The sequence below is a fragment of the Pedobacter sp. PF22-3 genome (assembly GCF_026239555.1).
Taxonomy (GTDB): domain Bacteria; phylum Bacteroidota; class Bacteroidia; order Sphingobacteriales; family Sphingobacteriaceae; genus Pedobacter.
The window spans coordinates 90,768-112,711 of the sequence record NZ_JAPIVP010000005.1 but is presented as its reverse complement, the minus strand read 5'-3'; the positions used below and the strand labels follow the sequence as shown (position 1 = coordinate 112,711).

The 21,944-nt window shown below is 38.0% G+C and carries 23 protein-coding genes; 14 read left to right on the top strand and 9 right to left on the bottom strand.

Features of this window, described 5'->3' with window-relative positions; genetic code table 11:
- The 3 genes from OQX63_RS08730 to pfkA all read left to right on the top strand — a co-directional run bounded on the left by OQX63_RS08730 (position 1) and on the right by pfkA (position 3,256).
- The gene (locus OQX63_RS08730) at positions 1-450 is read left to right on the top strand and encodes a protein-disulfide reductase DsbD domain-containing protein (RefSeq protein ID WP_265850500.1); all 450 of its coding nucleotides are present in this window, start codon (positions 1-3) and stop codon (positions 448-450) included.
- A gap of 138 nt (positions 451-588) precedes the next feature.
- Entirely contained in the window at positions 589-2,280 is a 1,692-nt protein-coding gene (locus OQX63_RS08725) for a protein-disulfide reductase DsbD family protein (RefSeq protein ID WP_265850499.1), read from the top strand.
- Positions 2,273-3,256, top strand: coding sequence for a 6-phosphofructokinase (pfkA, locus tag OQX63_RS08720; RefSeq protein WP_265850498.1), 984 nt, complete (start codon positions 2,273-2,275; stop codon positions 3,254-3,256). Before OQX63_RS08725 ends, pfkA begins: the two co-directional genes overlap by 8 nt.
- A gap of 86 nt (positions 3,257-3,342) precedes the next feature.
- Here pfkA and OQX63_RS08715 read toward each other — a convergent pair whose 3' ends face one another.
- Positions 3,343-3,666, bottom strand: coding sequence for a heavy metal-binding domain-containing protein (locus OQX63_RS08715; protein ID WP_090497467.1), 324 nt, complete (start codon positions 3,664-3,666; stop codon positions 3,343-3,345).
- A 114-nt stretch (positions 3,667-3,780) separates the two neighbouring features.
- Positions 3,781-4,302, bottom strand: a complete 522-nt coding sequence (locus OQX63_RS08710; protein WP_265850497.1) for a 5' nucleotidase, NT5C type — start codon at positions 4,300-4,302, stop codon at positions 3,781-3,783.
- Between the two features lie 143 nt (positions 4,303-4,445).
- Between OQX63_RS08710 and OQX63_RS08705 the strand changes: the two genes are divergently transcribed.
- The 6 genes from OQX63_RS08705 (at position 4,446) to OQX63_RS08680 (ending at position 9,143) form a co-directional block, all read left to right on the top strand.
- Positions 4,446-4,991 (top strand): 30S ribosomal protein S16, encoded by a 546-nt coding sequence (locus OQX63_RS08705; RefSeq protein ID WP_090497473.1) that lies wholly within the window; start codon positions 4,446-4,448, stop codon positions 4,989-4,991.
- A 119-nt stretch (positions 4,992-5,110) separates the two neighbouring features.
- Positions 5,111-5,638: a ribosome maturation factor RimM gene (rimM, locus tag OQX63_RS08700; protein WP_265850496.1), complete on the top strand. Its 528-nt coding sequence runs from the start codon at positions 5,111-5,113 to the stop codon at positions 5,636-5,638.
- Positions 5,639-5,715: 77 nt separating this feature from the next.
- A complete protein-coding gene (locus tag OQX63_RS08695) occupies positions 5,716-6,144 on the top strand; it encodes a hypothetical protein (protein WP_265850495.1) in 429 nt (142 codons plus the stop codon).
- 592 nt (positions 6,145-6,736) lie between these two features.
- The gene (gene trmD, locus OQX63_RS08690) at positions 6,737-7,411 is read left to right on the top strand and encodes a tRNA (guanosine(37)-N1)-methyltransferase TrmD (protein WP_265850494.1); all 675 of its coding nucleotides are present in this window, start codon (positions 6,737-6,739) and stop codon (positions 7,409-7,411) included.
- 138 nt (positions 7,412-7,549) lie between these two features.
- On the top strand, positions 7,550-7,897 hold the full coding sequence (gene rplS / locus OQX63_RS08685; RefSeq protein ID WP_029274890.1) for a 50S ribosomal protein L19: 348 nt from the start codon (positions 7,550-7,552) through the stop codon (positions 7,895-7,897).
- A 70-nt stretch (positions 7,898-7,967) separates the two neighbouring features.
- Entirely contained in the window at positions 7,968-9,143 is a 1,176-nt protein-coding gene (locus OQX63_RS08680; protein WP_265850493.1) for a mechanosensitive ion channel family protein, read from the top strand.
- A 342-nt stretch (positions 9,144-9,485) separates the two neighbouring features.
- Here OQX63_RS08680 and OQX63_RS08675 read toward each other — a convergent pair whose 3' ends face one another.
- From OQX63_RS08675 to OQX63_RS08665, 3 genes are all read right to left on the bottom strand, one after another.
- Positions 9,486-10,145 carry a phosphatidylserine decarboxylase family protein gene (locus tag OQX63_RS08675; protein WP_265850492.1) on the bottom strand — a complete coding sequence of 220 codons (660 nt, stop codon included), beginning with the start codon at positions 10,143-10,145 and terminating at the stop codon, positions 9,486-9,488.
- 55 nt (positions 10,146-10,200) lie between these two features.
- Complete coding sequence (gene hpt / locus OQX63_RS08670; protein ID WP_265850491.1) at positions 10,201-10,743, bottom strand: hypoxanthine phosphoribosyltransferase; 543 nt, start codon at positions 10,741-10,743, stop codon at positions 10,201-10,203.
- A gap of 63 nt (positions 10,744-10,806) precedes the next feature.
- Complete coding sequence (locus OQX63_RS08665) at positions 10,807-12,972, bottom strand: biosynthetic peptidoglycan transglycosylase (RefSeq protein ID WP_265850490.1); 2,166 nt, start codon at positions 12,970-12,972, stop codon at positions 10,807-10,809.
- A gap of 131 nt (positions 12,973-13,103) precedes the next feature.
- Here OQX63_RS08665 and OQX63_RS08660 point away from each other — a divergent pair, with 131 nt between their 5' ends.
- From OQX63_RS08660 to OQX63_RS08645, 4 genes are all read left to right on the top strand, one after another.
- Positions 13,104-14,180 carry an Mrp/NBP35 family ATP-binding protein gene (locus tag OQX63_RS08660; RefSeq protein ID WP_265850489.1) on the top strand — a complete coding sequence of 359 codons (1,077 nt, stop codon included), beginning with the start codon at positions 13,104-13,106 and terminating at the stop codon, positions 14,178-14,180.
- 34 nt (positions 14,181-14,214) lie between these two features.
- Complete coding sequence (locus tag OQX63_RS08655) at positions 14,215-14,460, top strand: NifU family protein (RefSeq protein ID WP_039474126.1); 246 nt, start codon at positions 14,215-14,217, stop codon at positions 14,458-14,460.
- A 53-nt stretch (positions 14,461-14,513) separates the two neighbouring features.
- A complete protein-coding gene (locus tag OQX63_RS08650) occupies positions 14,514-15,149 on the top strand; it encodes a hypothetical protein (RefSeq protein ID WP_205056945.1) in 636 nt (211 codons plus the stop codon).
- A gap of 88 nt (positions 15,150-15,237) precedes the next feature.
- The gene (locus OQX63_RS08645; RefSeq protein WP_265850488.1) at positions 15,238-15,741 is read left to right on the top strand and encodes a hypothetical protein; all 504 of its coding nucleotides are present in this window, start codon (positions 15,238-15,240) and stop codon (positions 15,739-15,741) included.
- Between the two features lie 162 nt (positions 15,742-15,903).
- Here OQX63_RS08645 and def read toward each other — a convergent pair whose 3' ends face one another.
- From def to OQX63_RS08625, 4 genes are all read right to left on the bottom strand, one after another.
- Positions 15,904-16,464: a peptide deformylase gene (gene def, locus OQX63_RS08640; RefSeq protein ID WP_265850487.1), complete on the bottom strand. Its 561-nt coding sequence runs from the start codon at positions 16,462-16,464 to the stop codon at positions 15,904-15,906.
- 66 nt (positions 16,465-16,530) lie between these two features.
- Positions 16,531-17,763, bottom strand: coding sequence for a M16 family metallopeptidase (locus OQX63_RS08635; protein WP_265850486.1), 1,233 nt, complete (start codon positions 17,761-17,763; stop codon positions 16,531-16,533).
- A gap of 26 nt (positions 17,764-17,789) precedes the next feature.
- Positions 17,790-18,242 carry a hypothetical protein gene (locus OQX63_RS08630; protein ID WP_265850485.1) on the bottom strand — a complete coding sequence of 151 codons (453 nt, stop codon included), beginning with the start codon at positions 18,240-18,242 and terminating at the stop codon, positions 17,790-17,792.
- Positions 18,243-18,361: 119 nt separating this feature from the next.
- Entirely contained in the window at positions 18,362-20,512 is a 2,151-nt protein-coding gene (locus tag OQX63_RS08625; protein ID WP_265850484.1) for a S9 family peptidase, read from the bottom strand.
- 295 nt (positions 20,513-20,807) lie between these two features.
- Between OQX63_RS08625 and proB the strand changes: the two genes are divergently transcribed.
- Entirely contained in the window at positions 20,808-21,887 is a 1,080-nt protein-coding gene (proB, locus tag OQX63_RS08620; RefSeq protein WP_265850483.1) for a glutamate 5-kinase, read from the top strand.
- The last annotated feature ends 57 nt before the right edge of the window (positions 21,888-21,944 follow it).

The following is a 21,944-nucleotide window of genomic DNA, read 5'->3' as shown; positions in this document are numbered from 1 at the left end:
ATGAAAAAAATCACCCTGTTGCTTTCGATGGTACTTTTTACCATTGCTGGCGCATTTGCTCAAATTGAAAAACCTGTAACTTGGGCTTATTCTGCAAAGAAAGTAAGTAAAACTGAAGCTATAATTTATTTAAAGGCTACAATTGATGATAGATGGCATATTTATTCTCAGAATGTAAAAGACGGAGGACCAGTAAAAACCACTTTTACTTTTGCGCCTTCTAAAGATTTCAGTTTGGTAGGTAAAACAATTGAGCCTAAAGCCATTGTTAAATATGAAAGCACATTTAAAATGAATGTGAGTTACTTTGAAAAATCAGTAATTTTTCAACAGAAAATTAAGCTAAATAAAGCAACTACAACAGTTAAAGGCGTGGTAGAATTCATGGTTTGTAACGATAAGCAATGTCTTCCGCCAGAAGAAGTTGAATTTAGTGTTCCGGTTAAATAATTGACTTCAAAATATTTACAAACAGTCCCGAATTTTTGGGACTGTTTCTTTTTAAAGTAAAATCTACAAGGTGTTGTGGTTTAAAAAAAATCGTTTCTAAAATTATTCTTAATTTCACGGTTTCAAATACACACACAAATGAAAAAGGTTTTATTATTGTTGTTAATGGCTACCATGTTTATTGCCTGGCCTGCCGTTAAGAGTTACGCCTTGGTAACTCAAGATACCACAGCAACCGCTCCCCCGGATGATATTGTTTTTACTGAGGTAGGTTCTGCACAGGACAGTGCTGCGAACAATGTTGTAAAAGACACCGTAAAAAAAGATACAGTTAAATCTGTCGCCCCAGTATCAAAAAGTGTTGATGCTGAGAAACTAACGTTATGGCAAACTTTTCTAAAAGGTTTACTATTCGGCTTTGCAGCTATCTTAATGCCTTGTATATTTCCTATGCTACCACTTACCGTTAGTTTTTTTACTAAAAAAGCCGGAAGTAAAAGGAAAGCCATTGGCCAGGCACTAATTTACGGCGTATCCATTATCATTATTTATGTTGCATTAGGAATGTTAGTCACCATAGCATTTGGCTCAGATGCTTTAAATGCGCTATCAACAAATGGAATATTTAATGTATTTTTCTTTTTGATGCTTGTTGTTTTTGGTGCGTCTTTTCTTGGTGCGTTCGAAATTACTTTGCCAAGTGCCTTTGTAAACAAGATTGATGCAAAATCTGATAAAGGTGGTTTAATGGGCATCTTTTTTATGGCCTTCAGTTTGGCGCTGGTGTCCTTTTCATGTACGGGGCCGCTTATTGGAACATTGCTGGTGGATGCCGCATCAAAAGGAGATAGATTAGGCCCTGCAATAGGAATGTTTGGGTTTTCTTTTGCTTTGGCCATTCCGTTTGCATTATTTGCTATTTTTCCATCACTATTAAAATCTCTTCCAAAATCAGGGGGATGGTTAAACAGTGTAAAGGTTGTTTTAGGATTTATAGAACTTGCCTTTGCATTTAAGTTTTTATCAAATGTGGATCTGGCATACCACCTAAACTTATTGGACAGAGAAGTTTTCCTTGCCATTTGGATTGCTATTTTTGCTTTAATGGGAATTTACCTTTTAGGGAAGATCAAATTTTCTCACGATAGTGATTTGCCATATTTGTCAGTACCAAGAACATTTTTGGCTATTATTGTATTTGCCTGGGTAATTTATTTGATTCCGGGTATGTGGGGTGCACCATTAAAATCAATCAGTGCATTTTTACCTCCAACTGCAACACAGGATTTCGATTTGAATAATCTAACTGCTTCACCTGCCAGCACAGGAAATAAAACATCTATCGGCGAAAAAAAATATGCCGAGCTGTTTCATAGATTAACGCCTAAAGGATTTGATCCTTATTATGATTTCGAACAGGCCAAACAAGCATCAAAAGAATTAGGAAAGCCAGTTTTAATTGATTTTACTGGATGGAATTGTGTAAATTGCCGTAAAATGGAAAACAATGTATGGTCTAATCCGGAGGTTGCAAAAAGATTAAAGAATGATTTTGTAATGGCCGAACTGGTAGTAGATGACAAGACAGAATTGCCTGTAGAAGAGCATTATGTTTCTACTTTTAGTAAGAAGAAAATAAACACGATTGGGAAGAAGTGGAGTGACTTTCAGGCCGCAACTTTTAACAGTAATTCTCAACCTCAATACGTGATTGTAGATGGTGATGGAAATGTTTTAGTTCCACCTCAGGGCGCAGATTATGAGCCTGAGAACTACATTAAATTTTTAGACAAGGGAAAGGCAGCTTTCCAAAAACAAACAAATGAATAAGATCAAGAACATTGGCGTTTTAACCTCTGGTGGAGATTCGCCAGGCATGAACGCTGCAATTAGAGCTGTTGTTAGGGGCTCTATTTATTATGATATTGAAGTAACGGGGTTTCTCCGTGGATATGAAGGATTAATCAACAATGATTGTATCCCTATGGACCGCAAATCTGTTGCGAATATTATTCAGCGTGGCGGAACTATTTTAAAAACGGCCCGTAGTGAAGCATTCAAAACAGTTGAGGGTAGGAAAACTGCTTACGAAAACCTAAAAGCCAACGGAATTGATGCCCTGGTGGTAATTGGAGGAGATGGAACATTTACAGGAGCCAATGTTTTTTCTAAAGAGTTCGATTTTCCTATTGTGGGCTTGCCAGGTACCATAGATAATGATTTGGCAGGTACCGATTTTACCATCGGTTATGACTCTGCCATCAACACCGTTATTGATGCGGTAGACAGGATCAGGGATACGGCCGAATCACATGATAGGCTTTTTATTGTCGAAGTGATGGGTCGTGACTCCGGATTAATTGCTTTAAGAAGTGGAATTGGTGTGGGCGCAGAGGCCATTATGATTCCAGAGGCTAACATGAACGCTGATGATATTTTACATAAATTAGAGCATAGCCGTAAGGATAAATCCTCAAAAATTATTATTGTTGCCGAAGGCGATGATACAGGAGGTGCATTTAAGGTTGGCGAAATTTTGCAGGAAAAATACCCACATTACGATACTAAAGTTTCCGTTTTGGGGCATATTCAACGCGGGGGCAAGCCAACCTGTATGGACCGTGTGCTGGCCAGCCGCTTAGGCGTAGTTGCGGTAGAAGGTTTAATTCAAGGAGAAAGTGGTGTAATGGTGGGGCAGATTAACCGGGAAATCGTTTTTACTCCTTTTGATCATGCTATCAAGCATATTAATGCGGAGAAGGTAAGTTCTAAATGGCTCAAGCTAATAGACATTCTTTCGTTTTAAACAAAAATAAAGTATAAAAGAAAAGTCTTTCCCGCACCGGAAAGACTTTCTTATTTTTTGCTTAGTTTTCGCAATAAGCAAATTTCTTAATCGGCTAAAATTACCGCAGTACCATTGGCGCTTACCATCAGCATGCTTCCGCCGCTGCCCACTGTTTCGTAGTCTAAGTCAACACCAACAATAGCATTTGCACCAAGTGCGGCCGCATATTGTTGCATTTCGTTAACTGCAGTATCTTTCCCCTCTCTTAAAACACGTTCGTAAGAACTCGATCTGCCTCCTACTATATCTGTTATTCCTGCAAATAAATCTTTAAAAATATTTGCGCCAATAATGGTTTCTCCGGTTACTAAACCGATATATTTTATAATTTTTCTGCCCTCAACTGTAGGCGTTGTGGTTACTAACATAGTTTTAGTTTTTTATGATTAGAGCAAATTTTTTACGAAATGTTACATCTTCATACATGCGGCAACTCAATAAAAATTACACTTTAGGCCTAAAATTACAGACCTCGATAAGAGTTATAGCAGCAAATCCGCTACCTCTTCCCAGCTATTTACGCGCTCATACTCTTTAACCAATAAATTATGTGGCGAGGTAAATAATAAAGGCCGGACAGTAAAATTTATAAAGTTTTTAGTGCGGTCGTCAATGATGATATCAACATTCACAATTTTATTTCCGCAGAACATGATGTGCTGCCAATCTATGAAAGAAAAATGTTCGGCCAACCAATCATACTTATCCACCAGTGAGTTACGGAACTCCATTGCTGCTGAAACAATGTAAACATCATATTTCTGTTGTAGGGCCTTAATTACGCGTTGGCTATCAGCAATAACGTCAAGATCACGAAAAAAGCCAGGCTCATTGATATATTCGAACCATTTCTGATTCACATCTTGTGGAACATGGTGATAGATTTCATTCCCGGCGTCAATCTTTAAGTCTAAAGGAACATTAAAGTCCCGGTTATACAATTTAATAAATTTTCCAACGGCATCGGCAATCACCTCGTCCATATCAATCGCAATTTTTTCCATTTGTATCTGCAGGTATTTTGGTGTAAATATCCTGAAAACAAAGAAATTAAACTATGTTTTTAATTTCCAGGATTTTAGTTATCTTTGCAGCCCCGCAGCATGAAGCTCCGGGAACTATGTTGAATACATAAATACAAAAGAAAATGGCAACTAAAATCAGATTGCAAAGATTCGGTAAAAAAGGAAAACCTTTTTTCCACGTTGTGGTAGCAGATTCTCGCTCTCCACGTGATGGTAAATTTATTGAGCGTTTAGGTTCTTACAACCCAAATACCAATCCTGCTACCATCGAAATTAACTTCGAAAAAACTTTAGCTTGGGTTAACAGTGGTGCACAACCAACTGATACTGCTCGTGCTATCCTTTCTTACAAAGGTGTTTTATACAAAAAACACTTAGAAGGTGGTGTTAAAAAAGGAGCTTTAACTCAAGAACAGGCAGATGAAAAATTTGCAGCTTGGTTAGATGCTAAAGCGGGTAAAATTTCTGGTAAAACAGAAGGTTTAGCTACTTCTAAAGCAGATGCACGTAAAGCAGCATTAGCAGCAGAAGCTAAGAAAAAAGAAGATAAAGCAGCAGCTATCGCAGCCAAAAATGCACCAGTTGCAGAAGAGGTTGTGGAAGAAGAAGCTCCAGCTGTTGAAGCTGAGGCAACTGAAGAAGCTCCTAAAGAAGAAGGCGCAGAATAGTTTTAATTATTTTGTCTCATGAAATAGCGTTCCGATCTCCGGAACGCTATTTTTATTAATACCCCCTGCCCCTAAAGGGGGGTGTTAACAAGTCCCCTGTAGGGGATTTAGGGGTAGAAATGAAACACGAAGAAGCATTTTACATCGGTTACGTAACCAAAACGAGAGGTTTAAAAGGAGAAGTTCAGGTATTTTTTGAATTTGATGAATACGAACAGCTCGAATTTGATGTGATATTTGCTGATATGAATGGCAAACTCGTTCCATATTTTGTAGCCTCGGCTAAACTACAGGCCAATAAAACAGGCTACTTCAATTTTGATGATGCTGATCATATTGATAAAGTGCAGCCGTTATTAAAGAAGAAATTGTACCTGCCCCTTTCGCAAATGCCCGAACGCGAAGAAGGAGAATTTTTCTATACCGATTTTAAAGGTTATTTAGCGATAGATGAAACTTTAGGCAAATTGGGCGAAATTCTGGAAGTAAACGAATATCCACAGCAATTTGTGGCTACGGTGATGTATAAAGATACGGAAGTCCTGTTTCCGCTAAACGAAGATTTTATTGTAGAATACGATGAGGATGAAAAGATCATCACCCTTAATTTACCTGAAGGTTTGCTGGATGTGTATCTGGAAAAATAAATCATCCGACATATTAAAATTAATTATCATGATATAGATCTAAATTTTTATATTGGTTGTATCTAATTAATTCTTTTATGTTCAAAAAAAGCTCTAAAGCTATTGCGGTACTTTTAATCGCTGCTTCGTTTCAATCCTGCACCACACAAAAACTATCTTTCAAGGCTAACAAACCGTTAGTTGGGATTTGGCAAAATGTTAAAGAGCCAGCATCTTTTATTACTTATACCGAAGATGGTCATTTTTACAATAGTTATAAAGAGGGCGATAACCAGGTGATTACACACAGTGGTAATTATAAAATTATAGGGAATGATGCCTATTTGCTTGATATCACATATGAATTGCCTAACCGAAAGTATGCACTAAAAGATCGTCAGTACATCAATCATTATGTTTTTGGAAAGGATCTTAAAAGTGTAAAGCTTTCCGGGGTTGTATCTGGTAAATCTGGGTCTGATACACTTAAATGGGAAGAAAACATGGTGAAAGTGAAATCATTGTAACACGACATTCAAAAATCTTCAGATTCTTTCTTGTTGTGGCTCCTTTTTTCTTAAGCTCGAATTGTATTATTGCCCAGGAGAAAGCAACGTTATCTGATTTTGTTGGTGTATGGCAGTTTGTAACTCTACCTCCTCGGGCTGATGCTCTTCCGATGCCCTTTCTGTAAACCCTTAAAGTATTTGATGCCATGGGCAACTGTCTGCAGTTAAAGTAACTGAACAAGGGATAGTGGTGTGGCAAACTGCTAAAATCGAGGTGGAGATTGAAGGTACTCTGAAAGAAAGTGTAAATTATGCTATCAGCCAACCTTTAAATAGTGCAGTTTTTAAACTGAAATATAAATCGATGGACCTGACGGGAATAAATGTCTTGGCTTAATGGATGGTGCTAAACAAGTTGATGGAAAAGAAACTTATGAATGGCAGGAATTATGGCATAAAGTAGATAAAATTAAAAAAGGTTAAATATTTTTTCCAGTTATAGTGTTTGTATAACTAAATATTATTCAGTTTTTTTCCAACAGAAATAGATGCGTATTGCTCCAAGTATGTTCTGTTTATTATTTGACGGTCAAAAGGCTATCTTTGCACTATGCGTTTCGATATTATTACAGTTTTACCCGCTTTATTAGAAAGCCCTTTTGCCCATTCAATTTTACAGCGTGCACAAAAAAAGGGCATTGCCGAAATTGTTGTGCATAACCTGAGGGATTATGCCACTAACAAACAAAAAAGTGTAGACGATTATCAGTATGGCGGAGGCAGTGGTATGGTAATGGGTATTGAGCCTTTTGCAGCTTGTATCGAAAAACTGCAGGCAGAAAGGGATTATGATGAGATTATATTTATGAGTCCAGATGGCGTTACTTTAAACCAGAGTACGGCTAATGAGCTATCTATTAAAAAGAATATCATTATTCTGTGCGGCCATTACAAAGGCATAGATCAGCGTATACGGGATATTTTTGTAACGAGAGAGATATCTGTTGGCGACTATGTTTTAAGCGGCGGAGAGCTGCCTGCTGCTATTGTGGTAGATGCTGTAGTGCGCTTAATCCCCGGGGTTTTAAATGATGAGACTTCGGCCCTGTCTGATAGTTTTCAGGGCGAGCTATTGGATGCACCGGTTTATACCCGGCCAGCAGATTGGCGTGGGCATAAAGTGCCAGATGTTTTATTGAGTGGCCATGAGGCAAGAGTGAACGAATGGAGGCACGAACAGGCCTTAGAACGGACTAAAACCCGCCGCCCTGATCTTTTGGAATAGAAGCAATTAACACAATCGAATGTGGAATTCATAAAGAATGTGGAAAAAATTAAAATAGGTTTTTTTTTCTCGAAAATAATCCCTAATATTGCAATCCGATTTTCACGGGATGAAATATCGATTTAATAGCTTAAAATCATGGATTTAGTAAAATTTGTTGAAGAGCAGGCCATCGCGAAAAAAGATTTTCCTGCGTTCAAGTCTGGCGATACAGTGAGCGTACACTATAAAATTCGCGAAGGTAATAAGGAACGTATCCAAATTTACCAAGGTGTTGTAATACAACGTAACAGTGCAGGTGCTAACGAAACTTTCACGGTTCGTAAAATGAGCAACGGCGTTGGTGTTGAGCGTATTTTCCCTTTTAGTTCTCCAAATATCGAGAAAGTTGAAGTGAATAGCTATGGTAAAGTTCGTAGAGCGAAATTGTTCTATTTACGTGCTTTAACTGGTAAAGCTGCTCGTATCAAATCATTGAGAAAATAATATTCTTTATTATATGATATAGCCTTCACGATTAATTTCGTGGAGGTTTTTTTGTTTATACCTTTGTTAAATGTTAGATTCTGCTTTTTTCGACCAGGTTTTTTGGGGCAATAGTGTAAAAGCCTATTTCCTTTTCGGAGGAATTCTGTTTTTAGGTCTGGTATTTAAAAATATTTTTTCCAAGCTATTGAGCAGGTTGCTCTTTAAGCTTTTCAGAAATTTCTCCAATCAATCGCATAACGATGCCTTTGTTGCGCTACTTGTAAAACCAATAGAGGTTTTTATTCTGTTAGCCACGCTTTACCTTTCTATCAACCAGTTAAAGCATCCGTTAGAGGTAGCTGTATTCCATTATAGTAAATTAATCGGTAAGGTTAAAGAGTTGATCCCGGTAACCATTGGGGATTGTATAGACCGGATATTTTTGTTTGGAATCATTTTATCTGTTTTTTGGATTATCTTAAGAATAATCGACTTCATTAGCCACGTTTTGTTGTATAAAGCATCGCTTACTGAAAATAAAGCCGATGATCAATTGGTGCCCTTCTTAAAAGAACTGTTTAAAACGGTCGTGATCTTTATCGGTTTTTTTACCCTATTAGGTTTTGTTTTCGAGGTTAATGTATTGACACTGATTACCGGACTGGGTATTGGTGGTATTGCCATTGCTTTGGCTGCTAAGGAGAGTTTAGAAAATCTGATCGGTTCATTTACTATTTTTTTAGATAAACCTTTTACAGTTGGCGATCTGGTAAAGGTTGATGGCGTGGAAGGTACAGTGGAAAAGGTTGGCTTCAGGAGTACCAGGATCAGAACTTCTGAAAAAACCATGGCTACCCTACCCAATAGGGGCATGATAGACGGGGTTTTAGAAAATCTTTCCTTGCGAAACTCACGTAAGGTATCATTTGTAATCGGACTCACCTACGAAACCAGTTCAGATTCGTTAAGAAAAATTATCTTCGAGATACAGGATTATATCAATCATCATCAGGGCACTAGCGACGATGGTAATGCCTCCTTTAAAAGCTTTGGCGATTCAGGTCTGAATGTAGAGATCAACTATTTCGTAACCGTACTTAATTATGCTGAATTCCTAAAAATCAGGCAGGAAATCAACCTCGAAATTATGGATATCGTTGTCCGTAACCAATCAGATTTTGCTTATCCTACACAGCGTTTAATTAGCGACAAGCCAGCGTCCTCTGGTGCTAAGGAAGAAGTGGGTAATGATGCTACCGATTAGCGCTGATCCCGTGTACGTCTAGACAAACCACTGCGTAAAGTAAGGAAATTGCCATACAGAAGTATAATGGATAAAGAAAAAAGGTTGCTTTTTTTGTAAAGCAAAGCCTGTGGCAATGATCAAAGTTTGTTCCTGCTATACACTACAAGTCCTCTCCCGATGAAAAATCGGGATCCGGGCTTTCCGTTGCTATCAGGTTTAAGTGGGTTCTTCAGTATTTCAAAATCCTTTCAGTTCCGGTGGGTGCGTCCTCATAGACCACCGCATTAATCAAATTAGTAATGAAAACAAAAAGCCGGATTAGCGTTAACTAAACCGGCTTTTTTATGAAATATGATATCCTTAACTTAAAGTTGCCAAGGTAGTGATCCCGCCTTTCACAACCTGGTTCAGTTCTACGTTAACCTTGGTGCCTACCGGAAGAAAAACATCAACTCTCGATCCGAATTTGATGAAACCGAATTGTTCAGTTTGTATCACCTGATCGCCCTCTTTTACATACCATACAATTCTACGGGCTAATGCGCCTGCAATTTGACGGAACAATACAGGTGTACCATTTTTATGTTCAACAACGGTTGTAGTACGCTCATTCTCAGTAGATGACTTTGGATTCCACGCGGCCAGATATTTTCCTGGGTGATATTTAAAGAACTTTACCACTCCTGAAATCGGGTTACGGTTGATGTGAACATTTACGGGCGACATAAAAATCGAAACCTGTAAACGTTTATCTTTAAAATATTCGCCTTCTTCCGTTTCTTCAATTACCACTACTTTACCATCTGCAGGGCAGATAACGAGGTTATCGCCTGAAGAAAAGCTGCGGCTTGGATTCCGAAAAAACTGCAATACAATAATAAATAATGCCGCTGAAAAGATATAGATAAACCAGCGCAACCAAGTAATGTCATGGTATTTATAATCCACTACGGCGTTGATTACGAAGATAAATAATAGGCTTATGGCAATGGTGGTATAGCCTTCTTTATGTATGGTCATTGTTTTAGAAATTATTGGGCAAAGGTGCGAAAAATAAATTAATCCAATCTAAAAATTATGCGCCCGTTGCTCTGTAAATATCAGTCAGGTTTCTGCCAAGGCCATTATAATCCAGGCCATAACCCACCACAAACTCATTAGGTATTTCAAAACCAACGTATTCTAGCGCTTTAATTTCATGTTTTAAAGCACTCGGTTTAAGTAAAAGAGAAGCTACTTTAACTGAAGCTGGATTTTTTTCATTTATCGTTTTTAAAATATGCGTTAAAGTTAATCCTGTATCAACAATATCTTCTACGATGACGATATCTCTACCTTCGATGTGATCTGGCAATCCGATCAGTTCTTTCACATTCCCCGAACTTGATGTTCCTTCATAAGAAGCTACACGCATAAAAGCAACTTCGCATGGTACATTAATCTCTTTGATCAAATCAGCCATAAACAGGAAGCTACCATTTAGCACACCGATAAATAACGGGCATCTATCCTCATAATCTACATTCATCTGGATACCCAGCAAACGAATCCTTTTGTTTAAAGTATCATTTTCTAAAAATATCTCGAACTCTTTATCCTCTACTTTTATTTTGTGCATGCCGCTTAAAAATGGTTAATGTTTAGGTTAACTAAAAACTGTGAACTGCCAACTGATAATCGGTTATTGTTGCAAGCTCTTTTCCAGTTCCTTTTGGCGTCTCCGTTCTTCTCTTCGCTCCTGCCTCAATTGCTTTTTGGTTTTAGTGGTATCGGCTGGCGTGGTCATCTGTTTATTGGTTGTCGTATCTTTTTTAGGACTGCCACCGAAAAGGCGTTCGAAAAAACTTTTATTTTTGTCGTGTACAATTACAACTGGTAATCCATCCCCATCATCGTCAAAAGCAGCGGTATCAACCACAGCAGTATCTGGTGCTAAGTAACGACGCAGTCCTTCTCTTAAGCGAACATTATAAAAGCCATAACCAGAAGTGTCGCCAGGTGTTAAACCTTTTCTGGCCATAATATTACCCATAAACCTGAAATAATTAAACATGTAGGGTTTGAGGCTACCATCTGCCATAAATTTATACATCGAAGCTTTTGGTTTAGGCACAATACTGGCAAGAAATAGCCCTTCGCCAATGGTTAAATCTGCTGGTTGTTTTCCAAAATAGTACCTTGATGCTTCCCCTATTCCGTAAATGTTCTGTCCCAGCTCCATGATATTGAAATATACCTCCAACATCCGCTGTTTACTGATCAGGTGGTTATGTTCGATAAGCCAAACAATTAAAATCTCTTCGGCTTTACGGGCCAAAGTTTTTTGCCGACTCAAATACACATTTTTAACCAGCTGCATGCTGATGGTACTGCCACCGCGTTTAAATTTCTTTTCCTTAAAATTTACAGCGATGGATTTGCGGATAGATTCTTCAACAAAACCATTGTGCGTAAAAAAAGAAGGATCTTCTGCAGTTAAAACGGCATTGATAAAATTCTTTGAAATGGCTGATAATGGCGTGAAATTTGAGTTCGATGGGCCAATGGTAATATCACGCATCGGTTTGCCGTACTCGTATGGGGTGTAGATAAAAGTACTGTTGATTTTTTGTAAGTTGGTTTTGCCCCATTGCAAAATTTTAAAATTAACCGGTGTGAGCGTGGAGTTGAAGCGTACACTATCCGGCACTTTGGTATCCAGGTAAAAATTAAGGCTGTATTTAACCTTGCCTTGTACTTTTAATCCTTCCAGCGATTCAAACAAACCCTGTGGAAATGCATCTAAAACCGCTTGCGCATCCTGTTCTTCAGCATTTAGCTTTAGCTCATATATTTTGTTTTTTCCTAAAGTATATTTAACAAACGGATGGATTTGTGCATTTTTTAAATAGGCTGTGGAGCTACTGTCTAACGCAATGTAATTAGGCCCAACTAAAATATCGGCATCCAGTTTTGCGCTTTGTACAATAATATCGTTTGATGCAATACGCGGCTGATTGATCAACATATTTTTAACTGACCATGAGCCAGATATCTTGTAATCATCACCACTGTATTTGGCATTTTTTAATTCGGTCTGTAAGGTGTCGAAGCTAAGCTTTGCATGCAATTTACTGTTGAGGTAAGGCAGTTCCAGCTTTTTTCCATCTGCATAGGCTAAAAAGTTCAACTTTTTGCTCCCTGGATTAACATAACCGTTAATATGCCAGGTAGCTTCGTTATTATTTACATCAATGGTTGATTTTAAGTCGCCTCCATCAATTATGGCATTGGTTGCAAAACTCAATTTGGCCGTATCATGATCGTTTAGCTTAAAAACCATGTTTTTTACATCCATATCATCAGGAATTTTATATAGCACCTGATTTAAAATATTGCTGGCTATTTCTGATAAATTGGCTTTTTGATTGTTTTGCGTGCTGTCTTTTTTCTTCCGTTTTAAGATGAAATCGATATTTGTAGTCGAATCTTTTAGCACAATGCTAACATAACCTTCTTTCAGTTTTACTTCTGAAAGTTTTACATTACCGAATATTAATGGCAAAAGTTTAACGCTAATACTCAGCTCATTAATATTTGAAAGTGTATCACGTTCTTTAGGAACGACAGAAATATGGGTCATTTTAACGGTGCTGAGTCCGGTAAAGTCGGCTGATCCGATTTTAACCTCCAAATCATAATCTTTATCGGCTTTGGCAATTGCTTTAGCCACCATTCTTTTAAGAAGTGCTTCCCTTTTGCTATAGGCTACGGCCCCTAGAGCAATACAAACGACGAAAAAAACACCTAAAAACCAGGCTCCGATTTTTAAATATTTTTTGGGGATCTTAATTTTTGGTATTTGCATATAGTCGTTAAAATGATTAATTGCTTAAACGTAACAATTAAATGTTTATTTCGTGTTAAAATTACAGTTAAAAAGCCTAAATAAAAGTATTTGTGGCTATGTTTTGTTAATTTTGAATTTAAATTAATACCATGCAGATTAGCCCGCAACAAGTTTTAGATGCGCTTAAAAATGTCGAAGATCCCGATCTTAAAAAAGACCTGGTTACTTTAAACATGATTAAAGATTTACAGATAGCAGATAACCAAGTTAATTTTACATTGGAGCTTACTACGCCGGCATGTCCGATGAAGGAAATGCTGAAAAATGCCTGTACAAATGCCATTAAGCATTTTGTATCGCCAACGGCAGAAGTAGTGATCAATGTAACGTCGAGGGTTACTCAGCCCAGCAATTCATCATCGTTAGATAACATCAAAAACATTATTTTGGTTTCATCTGGAAAAGGAGGAGTTGGTAAGTCTACTGTGGCGAGCAATCTTGCGGTTGTATTGGCTAAAGATGGTGCCAAAGTTGGCCTTATTGATGCCGATATCTATGGCCCATCGGTACCAACCATGTTCGATCTGGTTGATGCAAAGCCAGGCGCCGAAGAAACAGCTGATGGAAAAACGAAGATTTTACCTATCGAAAAGTATGGCATTAAGTTGCTATCCCTTGGTTTTTTTGCGGATCCCGGACAACCAGTGCCTTGGCGAGGGCCAATGGCTTCGAATGCAGTAAAACAATTATTTAACGATACCAATTGGGGAGAACTGGATTATCTGATCGTAGATCTTCCACCGGGAACGGGCGATATCCACATTACCATTACGCAAAGTTTCCCAATTTCTGGGGCGGTTGTGGTTACTACGCCGCAACAGGTTGCGCTGGCTGATACACATAAAGGTTTGGCGATGTTCAGAATGCCGGGAATTAATATCCCTATTTTAGGTGTTATAGAAAACATGTCTTATTTTACACCAGCCGAATTGCCCGAAAACAAATATTATATTTTTGGAAAAGGTGGCGGTACCGAGCTTGCAGCACGTTTTGATGTGCCTTTTTTAGGTGAGATCCCAATCATCCAGAGTATTTCTGAAGCTGGAGATCAAGGAAAACCTGTGGCACTAAATCAAAACCCCTTATTGGATGTTGTATTTGGAGATATCGCAAGTAAAATTGCGCAACAAATATCCATCAATAACGCACAAATGGTGAATTGCTAAAAAATTACTATTTTTAAAAATTAAAATATATATAATGAATTTAACAGAACAAGTAGAACAGGCATTGGAAACTATCAGGCCGTATTTAAAGGCTGATGGAGGTGATGTTTCTGTTGAAGAAATTACAGCCGAAGGAACGGTAAAGCTTAAGCTTTTAGGCAATTGCGGTTCTTGCCCGATGAGTTTTATGACTATGAAATCTGGTATCGAACAAGCCATTATGAAAGCTGTTCCGCAGATTACTTCAGTAGTTGCCGTTAACATGGCCGAACAAGAATAAGCTTTAACAATATTTAACAAGGAAGTTTTATTAATAAAATTACTTTTGTCTTAATGAGATATTGTGTTATCCTAATTTGCCTTATTTTTTCTGTAACCGCTTTTGCACAACAAAAGCCGGCTCAGGATAAACTGATCCAATTTTCTGGGATTATTACCGATATCGACAGTTCAAACGTAATACCATATGTTACCATCACCAATCTTTCTGCCAGGAGTAAAAGGGTTGGTGCCGATTACAGGGGATATTTTACTTTTATTGTTAATCCTGGTGATACGATTTTATTTACAGCCATTGGTTACAAGAAGTTTTCTACGGTGATCCCGGAAAGTACGCCAGATAGTAAGTACACCATTATGGTTAAATTGAAAGCGAATGTGATCGATTTACCTTCTGTGCGCGTTTTCCCATGGGCAACTACAGAAGAATTTACCCGTGAGTTTTTATCAATGAAACTGGCGGATGATGATATGGCTATTGCCAAAAAGAATCTTTCGCGTTCATCAATCGATGGTATGATCCAAACGCTACCGCGCGACGGACAGGAAATCGGCAGTCAGAATTACCGCTATAATTTTGACAGGATGATCAATAAGAATATGGTGCAAACCAATCCACTACTTAATCCTTTCGCCTGGGGCAAGCTGATGCAACAGATTTTTGATGGCGATAAGAGCAGGACGAATTAGTCGGGAGTCTTAAGTCCGGAGTCCTTAGTCTTGGACACCGGAGTTTAATTAATAATCATATCATCATTCAGATTTAAACATGTCCGGAATGGAACTTTTTCCCTCTCAATCATTTGTATTACATTCGGATATTTCGGCTAATGAAGCCTTAAATAATTTATCGAGCGCTTTACCAAAAGATCAAAAACTTACTCTACGTTTCATTCCCCGAAACCCTGACGAAATACCATTTAAAGGCTATATCTACGGTTCCAAATTTAATATCAAGAGAAATTTATTGTATAGAAACTCTTTTCAGGCAGATATTTCCGGAGAAATCTTTGTAGAGGATAGTGGTTGTAAAATAGATGTTGAACTAGATTTAATGCCTCTTGTAAAAGGATTTTTAATGCTTTGGTGTTTATTCGCCGCATTTTTTTGTCTTATATTTCTTTTTGGGGCAATAAAGAAACATAATCCGAACCTGGCTTTTGGCTCGTTAATATCATTGGGCATGCTTGGATTTTGCTATTTAATAACTTCTTTGGGCTTCAAATCTGATTGTGAAGCGTGCCGAAAATCACTAAATGCTATTTTTAAGGTTGAACCGTAACCTATCTTTAAAGGGAAAGAACGGTGGTTGATGAATCTCATATCAAAAAGATCCTGAAATAAGCACAGGATGACATCCGGGGCTTAATAATGGTAATATTGCCTTCTAATAAAAAAAAGGGAAAACGTTTTCCATTTTCCCTTTTACATCTTCCATCGAAGCCTATCTTTTCTTGCTTTTGTTCGGAAATTTCATTTTGTAATCTGTTTTGATATTTCCTTTCGAAATGGCATCCAGTTTACTTTTAAGCATCGTTTTGCGTAGTACACTTACTTTATCGGTAAATAATTTACCTTCGATGTGGTCGTATTCATGCTGAATTACACGTGCTGGCATTCCATCAACATCATCGGTATGTTCTACCCAGTTTTCATCAAAATAAGTAATTTTGATGTTGGGTTTACGCATGATGTTTTCGCGAATATCTGGAATGCTTAAGCAGCCTTCATTAAAGCTCCACGCTTCGCCTGTTTCTTCCAAAATTTCGGCATTTATAAATACTTTTTTATAGCCAGGGTTTCCGTCTTCATCTTCACCGGTATCTACAATAAACAAACGGATTGGCAAACCGATCTGCGGCGCAGCCAAGCCCACACCATTGGCGTAATACATGGTGTCGAACATATCGCTGATTAATTGTTTTAATTCTGGATAATCTTTATCGATATCGGTTCCTACCTTTTTCAAAACAGGATCTCCGTAAGCTACTATTGGTAATTTCATTGTATTGTGTTTTATGACGAAAAAAGTCAAGCAATGCAAATCGCATTTTTTTTACAAAAATAACAATTATTCTGCTATTGGGCAGAAAGTAAAGACATTCAGCTGCTCAATATTTAAAATCTCATCGGTTACTTCTATCATTTGCCTCGTGGTAACTGCGTTAATTTTCTCAAAAACGTTTTCCAACGAGTCTATTTTATTATGATCGATCAAACTTTTTGCCATTGAAATGATTAAACCAATCCTGTTTTCTTCTCCCAAAGCAATCTGTCCGATAAACTTGTTTTTGGCCTTTTGAAGCTGTAAATCATTTAAAGGTTGATCTCTGAGCTTTTTGATTTCCTTGAAAATTAAAGATAGTGCTTTGGCCTGTTTTTCTTTATCTGTTCCAAAATAAATAGAAAAAATACCGGTATCACTTAGTGGTGAAAAATTGGATTCGATGGTATAAGCAATGCCGTATTTTTCCCTGATCTGCAGATTTAACACCGAACTCATTCCGTTGCCGCCAAAGTAATTATTCAATAGCATTAAAGGAACTTTCTGTGTTTGGTGGGTAGAATATGCCTGTGTACCCAAAATGCAGTGTGCCTGCATAATCGGTTTGTAAATGGTGGTATTGCTTGGTGGAAGTATAGCTGGTTTAACCCTTACTTTATTTGGGTTATTCATTTCAACATCGGCAAAATGTTTGCTTCCATTATTTACAATTTTATTTAAATTATAATTGCCTAAAACAGCCACTACAATTTCATTTGTGCGGTAATTGGCCTTTCTGAAATTGATTACATCCGCTCTGGTAAAGTGCTGAACGGTTTCGGTTGTACCCAAAATGTTATTACCTAAAGCATGGCCAGCAAAAAGCATATCTTCAAAATCATCATTGATGGCTTCTTCAGGTTGATCCAGATAAGAAGAAATTTCATCCAGAATGACACTTTTCTCTTTATCCATTTCCTCTTCGGGAAAAGTTGAATGGAAGAGAATATCGTTGAAAAGATCTAAGGTTCTATCTAAATAAGGATTTAAAAAAGAAGCATGTACGCAGGTATATTCTTTAGTGGTATAAGCATTTAAATCTGCCCCAACACTTTCTAAGCGATTTAAAATTTGGTTAGTACTCCGTTTTTCGGTACGCTTAAAAATCAAATGCTCAATAAAGTGTGCTAAACCTGCCTTGCCTTCAGGCTCGTCTCGCGATCCTGTATTAACGATGATGCATGCGTGAGATATGGCAGAGGCCGCGGGCACGTGTAATAAGCGAATGCCATTTGGCAAAGTGTGAACATTGTATTCCATTGAGGGGCAAAGATAAGGCTAATTGCTTATAAAGACCCGGAATCTGGATGTTGCAATTGTAAAGTAGAAATCAATTTATCCTTAGTTGGGCGTTTCAATACCAAAAATATAAAATTAGCTGCCCCGAAAATCAAAAAGAACGAATTACGTGTCATAAAGAAACCAACGATATTAAAGAGGGCTCCACCTTCCAATAAAGCTGAACTAATGATAAATGCACTTTGGTACATGTTGATTTTGACATCATCAGAAGCCGTTTTATCAATTTTAGCGATTAAATTTCGGTAAAAAAAGATACTTGCAGAGAGCGTGATTAATCCCATGACCGGAAAAATCGGGTTAAAAGGTGCCGTTGTTTTAGGATCGGCATCAAAAAACATGATCTCGCGGTTAAGAAATATCGTTACCAATGCAAAAAGTAATACACTTGAGCACAGCGCAAGATGAATGATTTGTATTGTTTTTAGTTGAGTATTCATGTTGGGATAAGTTTTAATTCAAATTAAAAATACGGCCGTCATTCCTGCGTGGGCAGGAATCTAATGCAGTCAGCTTTAAGATTCCTAATCAAGTTGGGAATGACGAGCCGAGTAAAAAATTATTTCGTTATGCCTTCCAGCGAGAATAAAAATGCCCATCTCAAAGACACATCTTTCAAATAATCAAAACGGCCTGATGCACCCCCATGGCCAAATTCCATATTAGTTTTGAGCAGCAGTACATTTTTGTCGGTTTTAGTGGCCCTTAATTTAGCTACCCATTTTGCAGGCTCGAAATACTGCACCTGGCTATCGTGTAAGCCTGTAGTGACCAACATATTTGGGTAAGCTTTTTTCTCGATATTTTCATAAGGGGAATAGCTTTTCATGTAATCGTAAGCTGCCTTTTGTTTCGGATTGCCCCATTCATCAAATTCGTTTGTGGTAAGCGGAATGCTTTCATCCAGCATCGTGTTAATTACATCAACAAAAGGTACATCAGCAATAAGACCATTCCATAAATCGGGCGCCATGTTGGCTACAGCCCCCATTAACAAACCGCCTGCACTGCCTCCATGGCCATATAAATGGCCTTTTGAAGTATATTTCTGATCAATCAAATACTCTCCTGCTGCAATAAAATCAGTAAAAGTGTTTTTCTTCTTCATCAGTTTTCCGTCTTCATACCATTGGCGACCCATCTCCTGTCCACCACGAATATTGGCGATAGCAAATACAAATCCGCGATCTAGCAAACTTAAGCGGGGAGAAGAGAAATAAACATCCGAATTTGAACCATAAGAACCATAACCATAAAGCAACAATGGCGATTCACCGTTCTTTTCGAAGCCCCTTTTATAAACCAATGCAATGGGTACTTTGGTGCCATCTTTAGCAGTTGCGAAAACACGTTCAGTAACATAATCTTTTGGATTATAGCCGCCCAAAACCTCCTGTTGTTTCATTAGTTGCTGATCTTTCTTATTGAGGTCATAATCGTAAACCGAGTTGGGAGTGGTTAATGAAGTATAATTGTAACGCAAGGTAGTGCTATTGTATTCTGGATTCGCGCCAACACCTGCATCGTATACAGGTTCATCAAATTTGATGTAATAATCACTTTTGTCTTTTTTCAGTACACGCAATTCAGTTAATCCGTTTTTACGTTCAGATAAAACAGTAAAATCTTTAAATTCTTCAACGCTTTCCAATAAAACATCGGCACGGTGCGGAATCACTTCTTTCCAGTTTTCTTTTTCGGTTTTATCCAGTGGACATTCCATTAAACGGAAATTTTTAGCGTTCCAGTTGGTTAAGATCAGGAACTTGCCATCAATAGGCATTACATCATATAGCACATCTTTTGAACGGGCCGCAAAAACTTTAAAGGGGCTTTCCGGATGGTCAGCATCAATCATTTTATATTCGGCAGTTAAAGTTCCCTGTGAGGCGATGAAGATATATCTGCCATTTTTCGATTTGCCTACCCCAATATAGTTCGTGTTATCTTTTTCATCGTAAACCACCGCATCCGTTTTGGGATCTGCACCGAGTACATGTTTTTTAATTTTTTCACTCAATAGCGTAACAGGGTTTTTCGACGTGTAAAAGAACGTTTTATTATCGTTAGCCCAAGCTACTCCACCTTCGGTATTGGTAATGGCATCTTTTAAAATCTCTCCGGTTTCTAAATTTTTAATGTTAATGGTGTACTGCCGGCGCGAAACCTGATCGACACCAAAAGCTAAAAGTTTATTATCTGGACTAACACTAAATCCGGTGGCGCTGTAATAGGAATGGCCTTTTGCCAGTTGATCTACATCCAGCAAGATTTCTTCCGCTGCAGATAAACTTCCTTTTTTGCGGCAGTATTTAAAATATTGCTGACCATCTTCTGTACGTGAGTAATAATAGTACCCATTTCTAAAAACCGGAACGGATTCGTCTTTTTCTTTAATCCGGCCTTTCATTTCTTTAAACAGATCAGCCTGAAATTGATCTGTACTTTTCATCATCTTATCCAGGTAGGCATTTTCTGCTTTCAGGTAATTCACAACCTTGGTACTGTCCGGTCCTTTTTTAAAATAATCGATCATCCAATAGTAGTTGTCTACTACTGTATCGCCATGGATTACTCTTTTGTGCGGAATAATTTCTGCTACCGGGGCTTTGGCATCGGGCCACTTAATCGCTTTCATTTCTTTCTTTTGAGGGTTATTGCAAGCCGTAATTGCACTGAGCAAGATCAGGCTTGGTAAGATACGTTTCATAGCAGTTTGGTTTAGGATCAATTGCAATTTAATAATTTAGTTCAATAGTTCATTGGTCATTAGCTTATTAGTGATTAACTGATTAATTGTTTAAATCGGTTAACTGTTTTATTCGCCAAGACTTTTGACTTCGGTTATCAGACTTCGGCCTTAAAACAGTTAATCGACTCCAAACGCCAAACGCTCAACCCCAAACTCATTTACATTTTCGTAAAAATCCATCAAGCCTATAGATAATCATCCGAATTAGAAAAATTGATGTTAAATTGCCACATCCAAACGGTTTGAAATTATAATGAAATTAGGTTACAAAAAGATAGTTGTTAAAATTGGTTCGAATGTAATTACGCAGGCGAATGGTTTGCCTGATGAAGCGAGGATTAAACACCTGGTAAATCAATTGGCAGACATTAAAAAGCAGGGTATTGAGGTAATTTTGGTATCTTCTGGTGCAGTAGCATCAGGTAGAAGTTTAATCAAAGTAGCTGAAAAACAAGATGCCGTAACTACCAGACAACTATTGGCGGCCATTGGTCAGGTTAAACTGATCAATACCTATGCTAATTTTTTTGCAGCACACGAAATTCAGTGTGCACAGGTTTTGGTTACCAAAGAAGATTTCCGCGACCGGGCACATTATTTAAATATGAAAAACTGCTTACAGATTTTGCTTCAAAATGAGGTAATCCCTGTGGTGAATGAAAATGATGTAGTTTCGGTTACTGAGCTGATGTTCACTGATAACGACGAACTGGCTGGACTAATTGCCTCTATGTTAAATGCCGACGCTTTGATTATTTTATCGAATGTAAATGGCATTTATAATGGCGATCCAAAAGTAGAAGGTTCAGCTGTTATTGAGGAAATTAATGGTTCGGTTGCTAATTTGGCCTCTTTTATACAAACGGGTAAATCTCAATTCGGTCGTGGCGGTATGATTACCAAATCGACCATGGCACAAAAAGTGGCTAAATTGGGTATAACAGTTCATATTGCCAATGGAACGATGGACAATGTGCTGACTTCTCTGTTAAACGGTGAACTGGTGCATACACGCTTTGTTCCGGAGAAAAGTAAATCGGGTAAGAAAAAGTGGATTGCCCATTCTGAAACTGCGGCAACTGGCGTGGTAAGGCTTAATGATGGCGCCAAAACGGTATTAACCTCAGGCAAAGCCACCAGTTTATTGCCCGTAGGTATTATCGAAATACAAATAGACTTTTTAAAAGGCGATATTATTAAAATTATCGACGAAAAAAATAACCTGATCGGATTGGGTATTGCAGAATATGGATCGGATAAGGCCAGGGAACGAATCGGACAGAAGAAACAGAAAGCCCTGGTGCATTACGATTATTTTTATTCGGCTATTTAGTTAGGTTAACCACGGAGCCCACAGAGAAAAAATCACAGAGTGGCACAGAGTTAAGCA